The organism is Synechococcus sp. CC9311 (genome assembly GCF_000014585.1).
Classification (GTDB): domain Bacteria; phylum Cyanobacteriota; class Cyanobacteriia; order PCC-6307; family Cyanobiaceae; genus Synechococcus_C.
The window spans coordinates 1,074,907-1,090,229 of record NC_008319.1; the positions used below are offsets into that span (position 1 = coordinate 1,074,907).

The 15,323-nt window shown below is 52.3% G+C and carries 15 protein-coding genes and 1 tRNA gene; 7 read left to right on the plus strand and 9 right to left on the minus strand.

The genetic code is table 11. The features are described 5' to 3' along the window. Nucleotides 1-8 precede the first annotated feature (8 nt). Entirely contained in the window at nt 9-1,130 is a 1,122-nt protein-coding gene (locus SYNC_RS05525) for a sirohydrochlorin chelatase (RefSeq protein ID WP_011619126.1), read from the plus strand. 79 nt (nt 1,131-1,209) lie between these two features. Here SYNC_RS05525 and SYNC_RS15005 read toward each other — a convergent pair whose 3' ends face one another. Then, nucleotides 1,210-1,401 carry a hypothetical protein gene (locus tag SYNC_RS15005; protein ID WP_148201860.1) on the minus strand — a complete coding sequence of 64 codons (192 nt, stop codon included), beginning with the start codon at nt 1,399-1,401 and terminating at the stop codon, nt 1,210-1,212. Nucleotides 1,402-1,523: 122 nt separating this feature from the next. Here SYNC_RS15005 and SYNC_RS05535 point away from each other — a divergent pair, with 122 nt between their 5' ends. Then, nucleotides 1,524-1,787, plus strand: a complete 264-nt coding sequence (locus SYNC_RS05535) for a DUF2811 domain-containing protein (RefSeq protein ID WP_011619128.1) — start codon at nt 1,524-1,526, stop codon at nt 1,785-1,787. Here SYNC_RS05535 and SYNC_RS05540 read toward each other — a convergent pair. From SYNC_RS05540 to SYNC_RS05565, 6 genes are all read right to left on the minus strand, one after another. Continuing rightward, nucleotides 1,768-3,426 carry a GMC oxidoreductase gene (locus tag SYNC_RS05540; RefSeq protein WP_011619129.1) on the minus strand — a complete coding sequence of 553 codons (1,659 nt, stop codon included), beginning with the start codon at nt 3,424-3,426 and terminating at the stop codon, nt 1,768-1,770. The two genes, SYNC_RS05535 and SYNC_RS05540, sit on opposite strands and share 20 nt — an antisense overlap. A 524-nt stretch (nt 3,427-3,950) precedes the next feature. Next, nucleotides 3,951-4,027 (minus strand) — tRNA-Met (locus tag SYNC_RS05545). Between the two features lie 53 nt (nt 4,028-4,080). Then, complete coding sequence (locus SYNC_RS05550; RefSeq protein ID WP_011619130.1) at nt 4,081-5,052, minus strand: asparaginase; 972 nt, start codon at nt 5,050-5,052, stop codon at nt 4,081-4,083. Between the two features lie 33 nt (nt 5,053-5,085). Further along, nucleotides 5,086-5,580 (minus strand): CGLD27 family protein, encoded by a 495-nt coding sequence (locus tag SYNC_RS05555; RefSeq protein WP_011619131.1) that lies wholly within the window; start codon nt 5,578-5,580, stop codon nt 5,086-5,088. 11 nt (nt 5,581-5,591) lie between these two features. Beyond that, nucleotides 5,592-5,960 carry a ribosome silencing factor gene (gene rsfS / locus SYNC_RS05560; protein ID WP_011619132.1) on the minus strand — a complete coding sequence of 123 codons (369 nt, stop codon included), beginning with the start codon at nt 5,958-5,960 and terminating at the stop codon, nt 5,592-5,594. Next, entirely contained in the window at nt 5,953-6,588 is a 636-nt protein-coding gene (locus SYNC_RS05565; RefSeq protein ID WP_011619133.1) for a DUF3318 domain-containing protein, read from the minus strand. The genes rsfS and SYNC_RS05565 overlap by 8 nt, the downstream gene beginning before the upstream one ends. Nucleotides 6,589-6,707: 119 nt before the next feature. Here SYNC_RS05565 and carB point away from each other — a divergent pair, with 119 nt between their 5' ends. From carB to SYNC_RS05580, 3 genes are read left to right on the plus strand one after another with little or no spacing between them, the layout of a single operon-like run. Beyond that, entirely contained in the window at nt 6,708-10,031 is a 3,324-nt protein-coding gene (gene carB, locus SYNC_RS05570; protein ID WP_011619134.1) for a carbamoyl-phosphate synthase large subunit, read from the plus strand. 26 nt (nt 10,032-10,057) lie between these two features. Next, nucleotides 10,058-10,732, plus strand: coding sequence for a DUF3386 domain-containing protein (locus tag SYNC_RS05575; protein WP_011619135.1), 675 nt, complete (start codon nt 10,058-10,060; stop codon nt 10,730-10,732). Nucleotides 10,733-10,775: 43 nt separating this feature from the next. Next, nucleotides 10,776-12,131 (plus strand): sodium:alanine symporter family protein, encoded by a 1,356-nt coding sequence (locus SYNC_RS05580; protein ID WP_011619136.1) that lies wholly within the window; start codon nt 10,776-10,778, stop codon nt 12,129-12,131. Between the two features lie 151 nt (nt 12,132-12,282). On the opposite strand, the gene SYNC_RS05585 is transcribed toward SYNC_RS05580, so the two are convergent. Together SYNC_RS05585 and SYNC_RS05590 are read right to left on the minus strand one after the other, a co-directional pair. Beyond that, nucleotides 12,283-12,522, minus strand: coding sequence for a DUF6447 family protein (locus tag SYNC_RS05585; protein WP_041426488.1), 240 nt, complete (start codon nt 12,520-12,522; stop codon nt 12,283-12,285). Nucleotides 12,523-12,575: 53 nt separating this feature from the next. Then, the gene (locus tag SYNC_RS05590) at nt 12,576-14,315 is read right to left on the minus strand and encodes an ABC transporter ATP-binding protein (RefSeq protein ID WP_041426489.1); all 1,740 of its coding nucleotides are present in this window, start codon (nt 14,313-14,315) and stop codon (nt 12,576-12,578) included. Nucleotides 14,316-14,330: 15 nt separating this feature from the next. Between SYNC_RS05590 and SYNC_RS05595 the strand changes: the two genes are divergently transcribed. Further along, nucleotides 14,331-14,555, plus strand: coding sequence for an RNA-binding S4 domain-containing protein (locus SYNC_RS05595; RefSeq protein WP_011619139.1), 225 nt, complete (start codon nt 14,331-14,333; stop codon nt 14,553-14,555). 33 nt (nt 14,556-14,588) lie between these two features. Then, nucleotides 14,589-15,320, plus strand: coding sequence for a triose-phosphate isomerase (tpiA, locus tag SYNC_RS05600; RefSeq protein ID WP_011619140.1), 732 nt, complete (start codon nt 14,589-14,591; stop codon nt 15,318-15,320). The last annotated feature ends 3 nt before the right edge of the window (nt 15,321-15,323 follow it).

The following is a 15,323-nucleotide window of genomic DNA, read 5'->3' on the forward strand; positions in this document are numbered from 1 at the left end:
CGAACCGAGTGAGTTCAGAGCCGATTGCGTCGCAACCATCGCCCTACGGCGTTTTGATTTGTGGTCATGGGAGCAGGAATCGTTTAGCGGTTGAAGAATTTGAACGTCTTGCGATCGGTCTGCGCCGGCGCATGAGTCCTATTTCTGTTGAACACGGGTTTTTGGAATTTGCCAATCCAATCCTTAGGGATGGTTTGGATCGCTTAAGAGAGCAAGGGGTGGAGCGGGTGTTGGCGATTCCGGCCATGTTGTTTGCAGCAGGCCACGCCAAAAATGACATCCCTTCAGTGCTGAATACCTACAGCGCTGAAACGGGCTTGGAGATCGAGTACGGCAGAGAACTAGGTGTTGATCGATTGATGATTGCAGCCGCAGGCGCTCGGATCCAAGAGGCGTTGGATGCCAATCCAGACGTTCCCTTGTCCGACACCATGTTGGTGGTTGTAGGACGGGGGTCATCGGATCCCGATGCCAATTCCAACGTCGCGAAGGTCGCACGGATGTTGGTGGAAGGGTTTGGCTTCGGCTGGGGTGAAACCGTTTACTCCGGGGTGACGTTCCCGTTGGTGGAGCCAGGGCTGCGACATGTAGTGCGCCTCGGTTTTAAGCGCATCATCGTGTTCCCCTATTTCCTGTTTTCTGGTGTTCTTGTGACCAGGATCCGCCAGCACAGTGAACGCGTCGCTAACGATCACCCCGAAGTGGAATTTCTGCATGCCTCCTATCTCGGAGATCACGCAATGGTGCAAGACACGTTTATCGAGCGGGTCGATGAAGTTCTTGGTGGTGAGACAGCGATGAATTGCTCGCTCTGTAAATACAGAGCACAGGTGCTGGGTTTTGAGACTGAGGTGGGCTTAGCCCAGGCCAGCCACCATCACCACGTGGAGGGATTGACCGATGGCTGCGATCTGTGTGAGCTCGAATGCACTGGTGCTTGTCAGCCCGATGGTGTCCCAATTCCGCTGGGTGGTGGGCATCAGTCTCATACGCATGGAGACCACTCCCATGACCACGCCCATGACCATGACCATGGGCATCACCCCTACCCGCATGCTGAACATCCCTTAGGTCCCAGCACCCTTCGTGGTCGCCTTGCAGATTCGAAGACGGACGCCTCTGAACCATGAAGAACTGCTCAGACCAACGAACTCCAATCGTCTTGTCTCACGCAAGTCCAATGAGACTTGTGAATATAAGCGAGGCTAATCAATCAAGTCTTGAGCTTATTGTTCCCTCTTTTTCCACAGATATTGCTTCGTTTTCCACCGGCTTTTGGGCTTGATCCTTGCTCGTTGCTGAGGGGCTGTGGGTTTTCCAATTTTGATTCAATTGAACTTGACACCGCTTTGCAAGTCCGTTTGCGCTTTCAAAAACTGCTCCATGATTATCGAAACCCACTGGGCTGGAATGATTCTCAACAGTGCTTCCCGTAAGACGGGCTGATTGCCTCGGCTTTGACGGCTACCCCCATCGTGTGTCTTCCTAGGTGGTGTTCACCGCTGAGGATTTCCCCCCACTCCATGGATCGATATCACCTTGAGCACTGCGACACTCCTTTGGCTGAATCACTCAGTGACGTAGGACTTTCATTGGTGAGCATGGAAGCAGAAATCCCTGAACTGCTTTATCGCGGAATGAAAGATTTCATTGGATTGAATCCACGCTGGGATCAATACCGTTTGCTCAGCTCTGCAATTGCTCAATTTTTAGTTCAAAACGGTTGTACTGACCGAGCAGTTACCGAACGCTATCTCGACGATCTTTTCATGCGTTCTCAGGCTTGAGAGCCTGCTGGCAAGCTCTCCTCGTGATGGCCATCATCGTCAATGTTGGACTTTGCCACGCCGAAGTGGTCCAACAAGAGCCATCAACGACTAAGACGTTCGGACAGCGCCAGAGTCGATTCCAGGAATCCACAACGCTGTCGTTCTCATCATTGCCCATCGGAGCTCCACCCAGCTCATGCACGTAATAACCAGGTGGAGGAGCGCCTGCTTTCATCGCTTCCAAATTGCCGACAATGGGTTCGATCAGCGGCATCATGACCAGATCGGTTAAGGGTTGAATTTCCCCTCCGCCTAGGGCAATGGCCTCATTCATCAAGGTGTGCATATGAGCCACCATTGCTGTCTCGTTCGTTCCCCATCGGCAGCTGATATGTGGAATGGGGACTCCCCAGCGATCCACTGTTTCCGACAAGGTCACCCTGTTCTGATGGGAGGGAAGAACCTCTCCATGACCAATCAGAAATCCCAAGCGGCAGTCGGGATTCCTTTTTAACCACCAAGGTGGATCAAAGCGATTAATCGCGCCCCAAAGTCCATACCCCCTGGAAAAGGGCAGCGCTCCAGAGCGTTGTGGTGGAAGACTTCCAAAGGGAAGGAAAAAACTTCCAGCTCCCGACAACTGGCTGGTGGGATCAAGTTCTTGGAGAGATTCACGGCCACTCCTGCTTGGGACTTGAAAGAAGCGACACGTTGAGACGTGATCCATCAAGTGACGTCCCAGGCTTGCGGAGGGGTCTTCAAAACCTCCTTCAGTCGCTGACCGTTCTGAGAGCAACAAAAATCGCAGGGACGCAATTGTGGAAGCGCACAGAACCACTAAAGGGGCCTCCAGCTTGATTCGCTCTCCATTGCGTTGATCGATCACAACGACTCCGCTGGCACGACTTCGATCACGGTTCATCAGCAGGCGTTCTGCCAGATGCCCTGACAGCACCTCTACGCGTCCAGTGGAGAGGGCCGTTTTAAGACTGCTTCCAGGACTGCTCGATGGCGGCCATGGACACTTTGGGGATGGTTGATGCGCTGAAAAACCGCGTGAGTGAATCATCTCGATGTCAGCCGAGCCCTGGAGGGCGGCAGCCAACTGTTGTTCCTCTGGGGTGAAACTCAGGGGTGCGATAGTGCAACCATCTGGGAGTTGTGCGAGTCCATCTCTGTTGCCATGAATGGCAAATTGCCTTTCCAGAGCGGAATAATGAGCATCTAGATCTTGATGGGAAATAGGCCAGGAGTGTCCGTGGCCATCCCGCTCTGCAGCTTTGAATTCCAGATCAGAGAGTCGCAGGGTGATTCCACCCCAGGTCAAACTCCTGCCGCCAACTTGGCGCCCTTGTGTCCAGAGGAAAGGTTGATCTTTTGGTGTGGAGTAGGGATAGCGCCGTTCATCGGCATAGAGACGTGGATTGTGTTTCCAATAGCCGGGATGCTGGGCCTGGTTTCGGTGCTGACCGCTGAGCAGGCCACGGACGCGTCTCATGCTGTTGATGGGTTCGCTGCCCAGGGCTTCTTGAGCGCTCAGGTCGGGGCCTGATTCCACCACCAAGACGCGAATCCCTGCTTCAGCAAGCGTTTGGGTGGCTACACCTCCGGTTGCACCTGAACCGATCACGATGGCTTCGAAGGGTTTCAGCGGCACAGCTCGAGCGATGACCTGTTCTTAGTTTCCCTCTTCGCCCGCTGATCGTTTGATCGGAGTGGATGTCAACGTCTCGATGATTCAAGCAGTTGATTGAATTGACATGGTTTGAGGGCCCTGATTTGCCTAAGTAGGTATCAGTCTGATTAATCAGGAGTGGTTCAATCTGTTGATCATGATGGGTATTTCGATGTAGTAGCTGATGGCTTTCTTAGCCTTTAATACTGATGTTGATTGCGAATAGGAGAGGAGGCTTGTCCGCTTATCTGCTACGTGGAGGAGGTTCTGTTGGATTAACTGGCTTGCTTGGGATCTAGTTTTGAGCAACTGATGATCTGACGCTAATATTTTTAGTTTGGCTTTGTTTCAGGGCTGTATTTGTTAAATAATTTTTTGATTCGAATTCTTTTTAAGTGTTGAAAATCCTGCTTGCTCAGGATGCCGGGTTTGGCACGATTCTTGGATTCTCAAGGTGTTGAGAGAATCTGGCATCAAAAAACCCCTCATAAAGAGGGGCTTTGATTTGGTGGCGGGGGGGAGATTTGAACTCCCGACCTTCGGGTTATGAGCCCGACGAGCTACCAGACTGCTCTACCCCGCGCTGACTCCAAAACTATACAACTTGGGGTTCGCAACTCCAGCGATTGTGAGGGTTCACGCGCGTAGTTCTCCCTTCACTTCAAGTCTCACTCCTGGACCCATGATCAACATCTTGTCCTCCAGATCGTCCAGGCTCCCCTGAGTAATCCAATCCAGTTGGCGCAGGAGATGGAGCGCTACAGCCTGTTTGGCCCGGCGAGAGCCATCTTCCACTTTGATCGCCACTCCCAGGCCATCTCCTGTTCTGCTGAGACACTGAACGCCTTCGGCGCCACCTTTGCTGATTACCTGCTGATGCGAGCGGGACATCAACTCGGTGTCGAAACGGCCTTCTCCTGCAACAAGTTTGGGGTGGGCGAGCATGGCTCTGCTGATTTGCTCCAGTTCGGCATGGGTTGAAGAGCCGAGATGGGCATAGAGCAAAGCGATCTGGGAGAGTTGCAAAAGCAGGGTGGGCGCACCGCAGTCATCGCGCTCTGCGACGAGTTCCTCAGCAGGTAGTCCGAGGAATTCTCCAACGCGTCGATTGATCTCTTGCTGCAGTGGATGATCTCCCTTGAGATAGCTCTCCAAGGGCCACCCCATTTTTCTTGCTGTGGCAAGGAATGCAGCATGTTTGCCGGAGCAATTGTGCTCCAGGGGACTATGACCCCATCCAGGAATTGGGCACTGGAGAGCGTCAGTTTCCAGTTGGGCGTTCCAAAGCAGTCGGAACGCTTCCCTTGCGTGTTCGGCAGTCCCTGCATGCGAGGCGCAACTAATTGCCAAGCCTCGATCACCAAAGTCATAGCTTCCAGAGGCGCCACTGCTGAGAGCAGGCAAGGCTTGAAAGGGCTTGAGTGCTGATCTCACGAAGGTTTCATGATTGGCCTGCCCAGCTTTCATCAGGATTCTTCCCTTTGAATCACAGACAACGGCATGCACGCGATGGACTGATTCCACCGATGAACCTCTTTTCAGCACGACCTCAAAAGCAGGACAGCCGGAATTTCTGGTCGATCTGCCGTAGCCAGGAGGAAGTGTCATAGAGGGAGTATCAGTGAAAGAAGGTCAGGGAAATTAAAGGGCCTGACAGAGGCTGGCTCCACCAAGAATCAGCCCTGTTGTTGTGGCCATGGCTCTGCCAAGCCGTCCCAGGATCGGGCGAACTTCATGCTGAGCAAGCAGCAGATCTCGCTCCCGCCAGGACAAGGGTTTTTCCCAAACTTGCCCGTCATACCAACCCGATTCTTCGTATTCCACCCGTTCAGAAAGAAGACGCTTGTGGACGTAACTCCAACCCAACCATTGACGTACCAATAACAACATCGGCAAAACGAGCCCAGAAACAGCACCTGCGAGGACAAGACGGATTGGATCGTGTCTCAAGCTCCAACTACCGCTTGCAATCAGCACCGTGAGAGGAACGATCAGAAGCCAACTCAAAAGCAAAGCCTTGTCTAAATCAATTTGTCGATGACGCGGCCAGGCAAAAAACCACGATTGGCTCAGCTGGGTGAACTCTTCCTGAGGACGTTGGTCGGGAGGAACAGGACAGGAGATAGTCGCAGCCATACGAACAGGTCTCAGAGGCCTACCGATGTTTCAGAAGCTAGATGGGGACGGCGTTCACCGTGACTCCAGAACGCTTCCAAGTCGTAGTAGCTGCGTTCGTTTGATTGAAGGATGTGCACAATCAATTCGCCGTAATCGAGCAGGGCCCAGCGACCTTCGTTCATCCCTTCTTTGCGTAAGGGGAGTCGTTTGGCTTCTTCTTCCAGACGGTCTTCAACCGATCGGGCCATTGCCTTGACTTGAACGTCGCTCTGACCACCTGCAATCACCAACCAATCGGCGAGGCTTGAAACCTCATCAACCCGAATGAGCTGGATATCTACACCCTTGCGATCGTCGCAAGCATCCGCTGCAAGCTCGGCCAGCTGTTCACTATCCATAAACGTTCTCGCTGGTAACGGATTGATTGGAGCCCTGCTGCTGAGCCATTTCTGCTCTTGCTTTTCCTGCGCTTTTGCGTAGTGCCTCAAGCCGGTCCTCGTAAAAGCTCCTCTTTTTCTTTTTGCGTGTCTGTTCCACCAACTCCTTCAGAGCTCCACCCAGACTTTTGTAGGCATTCGGAACGCTGTAGCCAAATCGGCAAGCCAGATCAATCGCCCTTTCGTCGGCTGAGATCGCATCACGAAGACGCTTTTCGGCATTGTTTTTGAGATAGAGGCGATAGCCAGCAAACCCAGACAAGCCCAGGGCCATCAACAACAGCAAACCGTCTTGCACCCAAAGCTCACCAATCGCACCGCCCAGGCCGATGGCTAAAGCAGCCATTTCCCAACCATCTCTAGGAATGGTGTCGTTTTGGATCCGACCAACCTCGTGCCAAAACAGAAGGTTTCTGTGATCAAGCGCAAAGCGGTCCCACAGATCAAGATCAACCTGAATCTCGACCTCATCTCTGCCGATCTCTTCAAGAGTGATCAAAGCAGGTTCCACAGCAGCAGCAGCTTCCACGAACACCCAGCTCTGCATCTCTGGTGGCAGCAACCCTTTCAGTCGCTGGAGCTCACTCATGGTGGATTAAGGACTCCTTTGCTCTAACGCTAGCGACCAACCGACCCGAAAGGTTGCTGATGAAATCTTTCAAGTGCTCCACATGGGAGTATTGGCTGGTTTGGCTGTATTGAAGGCCCATGCCCCGGCGGAACGATCTTCGTCGCATCCTCCTGTTGGGTTCCGGACCGATTGTGATCGGACAGGCCTGCGAGTTCGACTATTCAGGAACTCAGGCTTGTAAAGCCCTGAGGGCAGAAGGCTATGAGGTGATCTTGATCAACTCAAATCCGGCCTCGATCATGACGGATCCGGAAATGGCGGATCGCACTTACGTCGAGCCGCTAACGCCGGACGTTGTCACTCGCGTCATTGAACTCGAGCGTCCCGATGCCCTGCTCCCCACAATGGGAGGGCAAACTGCCCTGAATCTGGCGGTTGCCCTTTCCAAAGATGGAACGCTGGATCGGTTTGGCGTTGAGCTGATCGGTGCCGATCTCAAAGCGATTCAAAAAGCGGAAGACCGGCAACTGTTCAAGCAGGCGATGGAGCGCATTGGTGTTCACGTCTGCCCTTCAGGAATCGCGTCCACTTTGGAAGAAGCGGAATCGGTTGGTGCCTCGATTAGCAGCTATCCACGCATTATTCGACCTGCCTTCACGCTCGGGGGAAGCGGTGGAGGAATCGCCTACAACCCTGAGGAGTTCAGCGCTATTTGCAAGACGGGTCTTGATGCCAGTCCTGTTTCTCAGATCTTGATTGAGAAATCTCTGCTCGGGTGGAAGGAATTTGAGCTTGAGGTGATGCGTGATCTAGCAGACAACGTGGTGATTGTTTGCAGCATCGAGAATTTGGATCCAATGGGGGTCCATACCGGTGACTCGATCACCGTTGCACCGGCTCAAACGCTCACTGATCGGGAATACCAAAGGCTGCGAGACCAATCGATCGCGATCATTCGTGAGATTGGTGTGGCTACTGGTGGAAGCAATATCCAGTTCGCCATCAATCCTGCTGACGGTGAAGTGGTGGTGATTGAAATGAATCCAAGGGTGAGTCGCTCCTCTGCACTAGCGAGTAAGGCCACTGGATTTCCGATTGCCAAGATCGCTGCGAGGTTGGCAATCGGGTACACCCTCGATGAGATCCTCAACGACATCACTGGAAAGACACCAGCCTGTTTTGAGCCCACCATTGACTACGTGGTCACGAAAGTGCCTCGTTTTGCATTTGAAAAGTTCCGTGGATCTCCCGCTGTTCTGACAACCGCGATGAAGTCGGTTGGTGAGGCGATGGCCATCGGTCGTTGTTTCGAAGAGTCGTTCCAGAAAGCATTGCGATCACTGGAGACTGGCCTGTCCGGATGGGGGGGGGACCGACCGGAGCCATCGTGCTCCAAAACCGATCTTGAACGCTCACTACGGACACCGTCCCCCGATCGAATTTTGGCTGTCCGCAGCGCCATGTTGTCAGGCATGACCGATGCGCATATTCATGAATTAAGTCATATTGATCCCTGGTTCCTTGCAAAGTTAAGAGGATTAATTGATGCTGAGTCTGATCTTTTGAAGGGCAAAAGCCTGGAAGATCTTGATGAGACAATATTGTTTAAGCTCAAGACATTGGGTTATTCCGATCGGCAAATAGCCTGGTTTGTTGATAGTAAAGAATTGAATGTTCGAGAGCGCAGAGACCAGTTGGGTGTGACACCTGTCTTCAAAACAGTCGACACCTGTGCTGCTGAATTTGCTTCCTCCACTCCTTATCACTACTCAACCTATGAACGTCCCCTTTTTCGTTTGAAGCCAGATGGGCTACTTCAGCCCATGGCTCCATCCACTGAGGTTGCTACGGAGACGAGGCCAAAGTTGATGATTTTGGGTGGTGGACCTAATCGGATTGGGCAGGGTATTGAATTTGATTACTGTTGTTGCCACGCCTCTTTTTCTGCGCAGGATCAGGGTTTTGCGACGGTGATGTTAAACAGCAATCCCGAGACAGTCTCTACGGATTACGACAGTAGTGACCGTCTTTATTTTGAGCCGATAACGCTCGAGGATGTGCTCAATGTGATTGAGGCAGAGCGCCCGAATGGAGTGATTGTTCAATTCGGTGGGCAAACACCTCTCAAGCTCGCATTGTCTCTTTTAAATTGGCTCTCCACACCGCAAGGAAAGGCGACTGGGACTCAAATTTGGGGAACCTCACCAGCATCCATCGACCTCGCAGAAGATCGCGAACAGTTTGAGGCCATTCTTCGGAAACTAGAGATTCGTCAACCTCGTAATGGTTTGGCCCGAAGTGAAGTGGAAGCGCGGTCGATTGCTGGCAACGTTGGCTATCCCGTTGTTGTTCGTCCCTCTTACGTATTAGGAGGGCGTGCCATGGAAGTTGTGTACGACGAGGAAGAGCTCAATCGTTATATGAAAGAAGCTGTTCAAGTTGAGCCAGATCATCCTGTACTCATTGATCAATATCTGGAGAATGCTGTTGAGGTTGATGTTGATGCCCTTTGTGATCATGAGGGCACGGTTGTGATTGGTGGCTTGATGGAACACATCGAGCCTGCAGGAATTCACTCCGGAGATTCAGCGTGTTGCTTGCCTTCCATCTCCCTTAGTGAAGATGCTTTATCTCTGATTCGTCGTTGGAGTGAGGCGTTAGCGATCACGTTGAAAGTTCAAGGATTGATTAACTTGCAATTTGCGGTTCAAAGGGCTGCAGATGGACAAGAAAAAGTATTCATTATCGAAGCAAATCCTCGTGCTTCTCGCACTGTTCCCTTTGTGGCCAAAGCCACAGGCGTTCCTTTGGCACGCCTTGCAACGCGTTTGATGGCTGGTGAAACGCTGAGCCAGGTTGGTTTGCTGAAAGAGCCTGTCCCTCCTTTGCAGACCGTGAAGGAAGCGGTGCTTCCATTTCGACGTTTTCCTGGATCTGATTCTCTTTTGGGCCCCGAGATGCGCTCAACTGGTGAAGTGATGGGTTCTGCATCCGATTTCGGTATGGCTTTCGCCAAAGCAGAACTAGCTGCAGGTGAAGCGCTTCCAACCACTGGAACGGTCTTTCTTTCTACGCACGATCGCGATAAGCCGGCTTTGGTGCCCGTGGCGCGCCAGCTCATCGGATTGGGTTTCCAATTGATGGCAACCTCTGGAACCGCTCAAGCACTTCGTAATGAAGGGTTGCAGGTGGAGTCCGTTCTTAAGGTGCATGAGGGACGCCCCAATATCGAAGACCTCATTCGTTCTGGTGGTGTGCAGCTGGTGATCAACACACCAATTGGACGCCAGGCTGCGCATGATGATCGCTATTTGCGCAGGGCTGCGCTCGATTATTCCGTTCCTACCCTCACCACACTGGCTGGTGCACGTGCTGCTGTAGAGGCGATTGAGGCCTTACAAACTCGAACAATCGTGATTCATGCTTTGCAAGACGTCCACGCATCGCTTTCTGGCCAGTAGGGTTTTAAAAGCTTGCTGCTGATCCCTTGACCTCGACCTCCGCGACAGTGATTGCTCCAGGCAGCGATTGCCGGGATGCTTTTCGTGCTGCTTATCAAAACCGCTACACCTGGGATCCAGGATTTTCTGGATATTCAGGTCGCTGCATTTGGCTACAAGGCGACCGTTCTGTTGAAGGAACCTTCCGTGTTGGCGCTGATTTAAAAGCCAAGGTTGAGGGGGTCTCTGATCCTGAAGTTGAAAAAGCATTTGCTTCACAATTGTGGGAAGTTTGTATTCATCGTGTGCGTCGCACATTTGAACAGACCCATTCTGAAAATATATTTACAGCTGGCGATTACACCGATGAAGGCCTCGAAGTCATCATTGGCGGAAAAGGTCAAGGGGATAAATATCGGATTAAAGATGATATTGTCACCATGGTCCACCGTCACATTCATGGAACGGTGGTCACTATTCACACCATGAGCACAACTGACACTGGAAATGGTTATCTAAGCCATACGTACACCAGCGAATATGCCGATCCCAAAACGGGTGAGTCAAAGGGTGGAAAAAGTACGTTTGAGGATCAGTTTGCCCCTCTTCCAGGAAATGGTCCTTGGACCCTTGCCTCACGTCGTATCACTACGGCTGCCGGCCCTGGCTCAGAGGCCTCTGAGCAAACGTTTTTGTTCGAAGATTTGCAGCTTCTGGCATGACACACCAAAAGCTGGGCATACTGCCCAAAGCTTTTGATGTTTAGTGAATTCTCTGCTTTCCGAAATCAATGGCTTCGTTTGGGGGCCGTTCACTCTTTGGTTAATTGGCCTCACTGGCTTGTATTTAATGTTGGGGCTGAAATTTCAGCCCCTAATCCGTATTGGATTTGGTTTTCGCGAAGCGATCGCATCCATCCGTAGTAGCAGTGGTGATGGTGATGTCAGTGCTTTTAAAAGTCTGACGACTGCGTTGGCTGCGACGATTGGCACCGGAAATGTTGCAGGCGTTGCAGGAGCAATCGCGGTTGGTGGCCCTGGGGCCGTGTTTTGGATGTGGATGATCGCCCTTGTGGGTATGGCTACGAAATACGCCGAATCGCTGTTGGCAGTTCATTACCGCGAAGTGGATGAGCTTGGTGAGCACGTGGGCGGTCCTATGTATTTCATTCGCAATGGACTTGGTAAAAACTGGGCCTGGATGGGCTGGTTGTTTGCCTTCTTTGGAGCCCTTGCTGGATTTGGGATCGGTAATGGGGTTCAAGCCAATGCGATGGCTGAAGCCTTGCAAGTGTCGTTTGGGATCCCGCCGTTGTTGACCGGCATCGTCGTGGCTTCGATCACCTTGGCGGTTTTGATTGGAGGAATTGAAAGGATTGGCCAGGTCACTCAGATTGTTGTACCGCTGATGGCAGCTGTGTATGTCATTGGAGCCTTAGTCATTCTCGCTGCAAATCTGGAACAGATTCCTGGAGCTTTTGGTCTTATTTTTTCCAATGCTTTCAATGGAGAAGCTGCTGCTGGTGGTTCACTCGGTGTGGTGATTCAGCGTGGTATTGCACGTGGTGTGTTCTCGAATGAGTCAGGTTTGGGAACGGCGCCGATTGCTCAGGCTGCTGCGAAGCCTGGTGATCCTGTTCTCCAAGGCTCTGTGGCGATGATTGGAACGTTCATCGACACTATCGTGATCTGTTCGATGACAGCTCTTGTGATCATTATTAGCGGTTTGTACTCCCAGGCGGATTATGTTTCCGGGGCTAAGAATGTGTCTCTCACAATTAATGCTTTTGGATCTGCACTTCCTGGTTTTGATTGGATTGTTGTTTTTGGCACAATTTTCTTCACTTTGACAACAATATTGGGATGGGGTTACTACAGCGAGAAGTGCCTTGAATATATGGCTGGGGTGAAGGCAATTCGACCTTTCAGGTTGGTATGGGTTGCTGTGGTTGTCTTTGGTGCGGTGGCTTCGGGGGGTGTGATTTGGACGATTGCCGAGATTCTTAATGGTCTGATGGCGATCCCCAACCTGATCGGCTTGCTGTTGCTTTCCCCAGTAGTGTTCCGATTGACACGTTCTTACGACTTCAAGACTCGTCAGCAATCAACCACGCTCAGTTGATGGTTTTGCTGGAATTACAATGTGATTCAGAATGTTGATTCCTTCGCTATCTATTTGGAACTAATAAGAGTTTTCTTCGCAATAAAACAGCCTTCCGGAACGACCGGGAGGCTGTTTTTGTCTGAAGGGTCAGACTCAGATGCTTGAAAGATCAGGCTGCGTCTTCTAGGGGAGTGACTTCCTTGAGTCGTTCGTTGAGCTGCATGGCCATTGACTGGCGTCCAACTGCGAGCACTTTGAGGGTGTCCTCATGCATACGGAGTTGGGCATCAGCAACCTGCATTCCTCTAACGAGCTCTTTGAGATCATCTGGGAGCTTATTGAGGTCGTAGCGTTTGCCTTCAAAGGTCAGAATTGGATTCTGGTCTTGGGAAACGGAAGAGCTGGTCATCAACGGCAAGCAAACGCCAAGATCTTATTGGCTGTTGCGTTGGTTGAAACCATTCATTCGTTGATGCGGATGAATTGTCGTTCGCACAGTTCTCGATATCTGCCGCCCTGACTCATCAGATCGTCATGGCTGCCCTGTTGGCAAATTCGACCATGTTCGAGAACAACAATGAGATCGGCTTCCTGAACCGTTGCCAAACGATGGGCAATCACAATCACGGTTCGCCCAAGCATGGCTTGCTTGAGCCCAAGTTGAACAGCGGCCTCCGCCTCTGCATCAAGTGCACTGGTGGCTTCATCCAACAGCATCACGGCTGGATTGCCAAGCACTGCCCTTGCAATGGCGATGCGTTGGAGTTGTCCGCCTGAAACGTTGGTGCCTCGTTCCTGAAGACGGGTGTTGTAGCCGTCAGGGAGACGGATGATGAAGTCATGGGCGTTGGCAAGCTTTGCAGCTTGATGGAGCTGTTCCTGTGTGGCTTGTCGGCCAAATCGAATCGCTTCCGCGATCGTTCCAGAAAAAACGCTGCTGCGTTGGGGAACAAGAGCCACTTGTTGTCTGAGGTCGCGCGCGCTGACTTGGCTCAGATCTTTGTCATCACAGAGAAGCTGACCATGATTAACGCGATTAAACCGCAGGAGTAAAGAAAAAAGCGTCGTTTTACCAGCCCCAGAAGGTCCAACAAGGGCCACCACCTGTCCGGCCTTAATGGAGAGGTTGAAGTCTTGAAGAACGGGTTGTCCTGGTATGTAAGAGAACTCGACTTGATCGAAGTTCAAATCTCCGCGCAGGCGACCAAGGGGAATCGATGGCACAGGATCTGCCGGTTCCGAGGGTTCCTTTTCGATTTCACGCAAACGGCGCAGTGAGGATTGTCCCTGCTGAAATTCGTTGTAATTCGCGGTGACATGGGCGATCGGGTCGATCAGCAGCACCAAGCCAGTGAGGTAGCTGATTAGTTCAGGAACTGCAAGATCACCGCTGCTGATTCTGATCGCTGCTAAGACCAGGACTGTGGCGAAACCAAGTACCTCAATGATCCCGACTACGGGATGTTGAAGGGCAACAAGGCGATAGGTGTTGTAGCGAGCTTGCCGGTGCTGATCGATTTCTTCTTCAAACCGGCGTTCCAACCAGGGCTCCGCGGCAAAGGCGCGGACGAGAGGTAGGCCTTCAATGGCCTCTCCCAGCAGACCTGCCAGCTCACTGACCTTTTTTTGACTTCGTTCAGTGGCGATCATCACCCTTGCCCCAAACAGGCTGATCAGCCACGCAACGAAGGGGGCGAGCAGCAGGATCGCAAGCGTTAATTTCCAGTCAAGCCAAAGCATGTAGCCAAGTACGGCCACCAATTGCAGAGCACTTGGGATGCTGTCGTGGAGGGTCTTGTAAATCACCTCACTCACACGATCAGCATCTTCTGTGAGCCGGTAGGTGAGATCCCCGGACGACATTTTCTCCAAGGCACCGAGCTGCACCTTCTGAAGCCTTTGAAAGAGGTCTCTTCTTAGCGACTGGCTGACTTGTAACGCAGGACCTGCAAGCAGAGAGTCTTGACCAAATTGTGCCAGTTTTTGGATCGCAAAGACCAACAGAACGAGGCCGATGACCGGCAGAATTCGCTTGAGATCACCCGATCCCACATCGGGCAAAAGCCTGCCCATCAGTCGCATCAACACCAGTTGACTGCCGACAAAAACCAGCATGCAGAGAGTGCCGATCGTCAGGAGCCGCCTGTGAGGTCGCAGCAGTGGAATCAACCTGCGGAATCCCGCTTCTGATGGCTTCAGCATCAGGTCAGACTATCAATGGCGATAGGACTGACTGGTGCAGGAATGAGACTTGATCAATTCCTTAAATGGATGGGCTGGGTCGCGACGGGTGGAGAAGCCAAGTTGAGGATCCAGGGGGGTGAGGTGCTCGTTAATGGCGACCTTGAGCAACGGCGTGGTCGTCAACTGAAAGCTGGCGATCGCGTCCAAATGGGTGTCGACTCTGCCGAAGTTTCGGATTCTTTTCAGGCTGGGCCTTAAGTTGTCAGCTGCTGAGCTGCAGAGGACTGAAGCGTGCGCAAACCGGTGATTGCTGGAAACTGGAAAATGCACATGACCTGTGCACAAGCCAGGGCCTGGATTGGCACGTTTCTTCCTCTCATTGCAGAGCTTCCCAATGACCGACATTTGGTGGTGGCTCCGCCATTTACGGCTATCAGCACGCTTGCTGAGCTGAGCGAAGGAACCCGCCTTGAACTGTCCAGCCAGAACGTGCACTGGGAGGGAGAGGGCGCTTACACCGCTGAGATTTCCCCGAGCATGCTCAAGGAGCACAACGTCCAGTACGCGATCGTTGGCCACAGTGAGCCTCGCAAGTACTTCAGCGAGAGTGATGAACAGATCAATCATCGGGCTCGATCAGCTCAAACCAATGGATTAATCCCAATTGTTTGTGTTGGTGAAAGCGACGAGCAGCGCAGCCGGGGTGAAGCTGAGCGGGTGATCCGTCGTCAGGTTGAGCAGGGCTTAGAAGGTCTGGACCCCAGCCAGTTGGTTGTGGCTTATGAGCCGATCTGGGCGATTGGTACCGGCAAAACGTGTGAGGCGAGTGAAGCCAATCGCATCTGCGGATTGATTCGTAGCTGGGTTGGCTCACCAGATTTGATCATTCAGTACGGGGGTTCGGTGAAACCAGGCAACATTGATCAGTTGATGGGCATGAGTGATATCGATGGGGTTTTGGTTGGCGGCGCCTCCCTGGATCCTGAAGGTTTTGGGCGGATCGCGAATTACGTCAAGAGCTGACGT

Excerpts from the sequence above, each read along its gene's own strand:
- SYNC_RS05565 (WP_011619133.1), bottom strand. The coding sequence starts at position 6,588 with ATGAGTGAGCTCCAGCGACTGAAAGGGTTGCTGCCACCAGAGATGCAG.
- SYNC_RS05585 (WP_041426488.1), bottom strand. The coding sequence starts at position 12,522 with ATGACCAGCTCTTCCGTTTCCCAAGACCAGAATCCAATTCTGACCTTT.
- carB (WP_011619134.1), top strand. The coding sequence starts at position 6,708 with ATGCCCCGGCGGAACGATCTTCGTCGCATCCTCCTGTTGGGTTCCGGA.
- SYNC_RS05590 (WP_041426489.1), bottom strand. The coding sequence starts at position 14,315 with ATGCTGAAGCCATCAGAAGCGGGATTCCGCAGGTTGATTCCACTGCTG.
- SYNC_RS05550 (WP_011619130.1), bottom strand. The coding sequence starts at position 5,052 with ATGACACTTCCTCCTGGCTACGGCAGATCGACCAGAAATTCCGGCTGT.
- SYNC_RS05555 (WP_011619131.1), bottom strand. The coding sequence starts at position 5,580 with ATGGCTGCGACTATCTCCTGTCCTGTTCCTCCCGACCAACGTCCTCAG.
- rsfS (WP_011619132.1), bottom strand. The coding sequence starts at position 5,960 with ATGGATAGTGAACAGCTGGCCGAGCTTGCAGCGGATGCTTGCGACGAT.
- SYNC_RS05595 (WP_011619139.1), top strand. The coding sequence starts at position 14,331 with ATGGCGATAGGACTGACTGGTGCAGGAATGAGACTTGATCAATTCCTT.
- SYNC_RS05535 (WP_011619128.1), top strand. The coding sequence starts at position 1,524 with ATGGATCGATATCACCTTGAGCACTGCGACACTCCTTTGGCTGAATCA.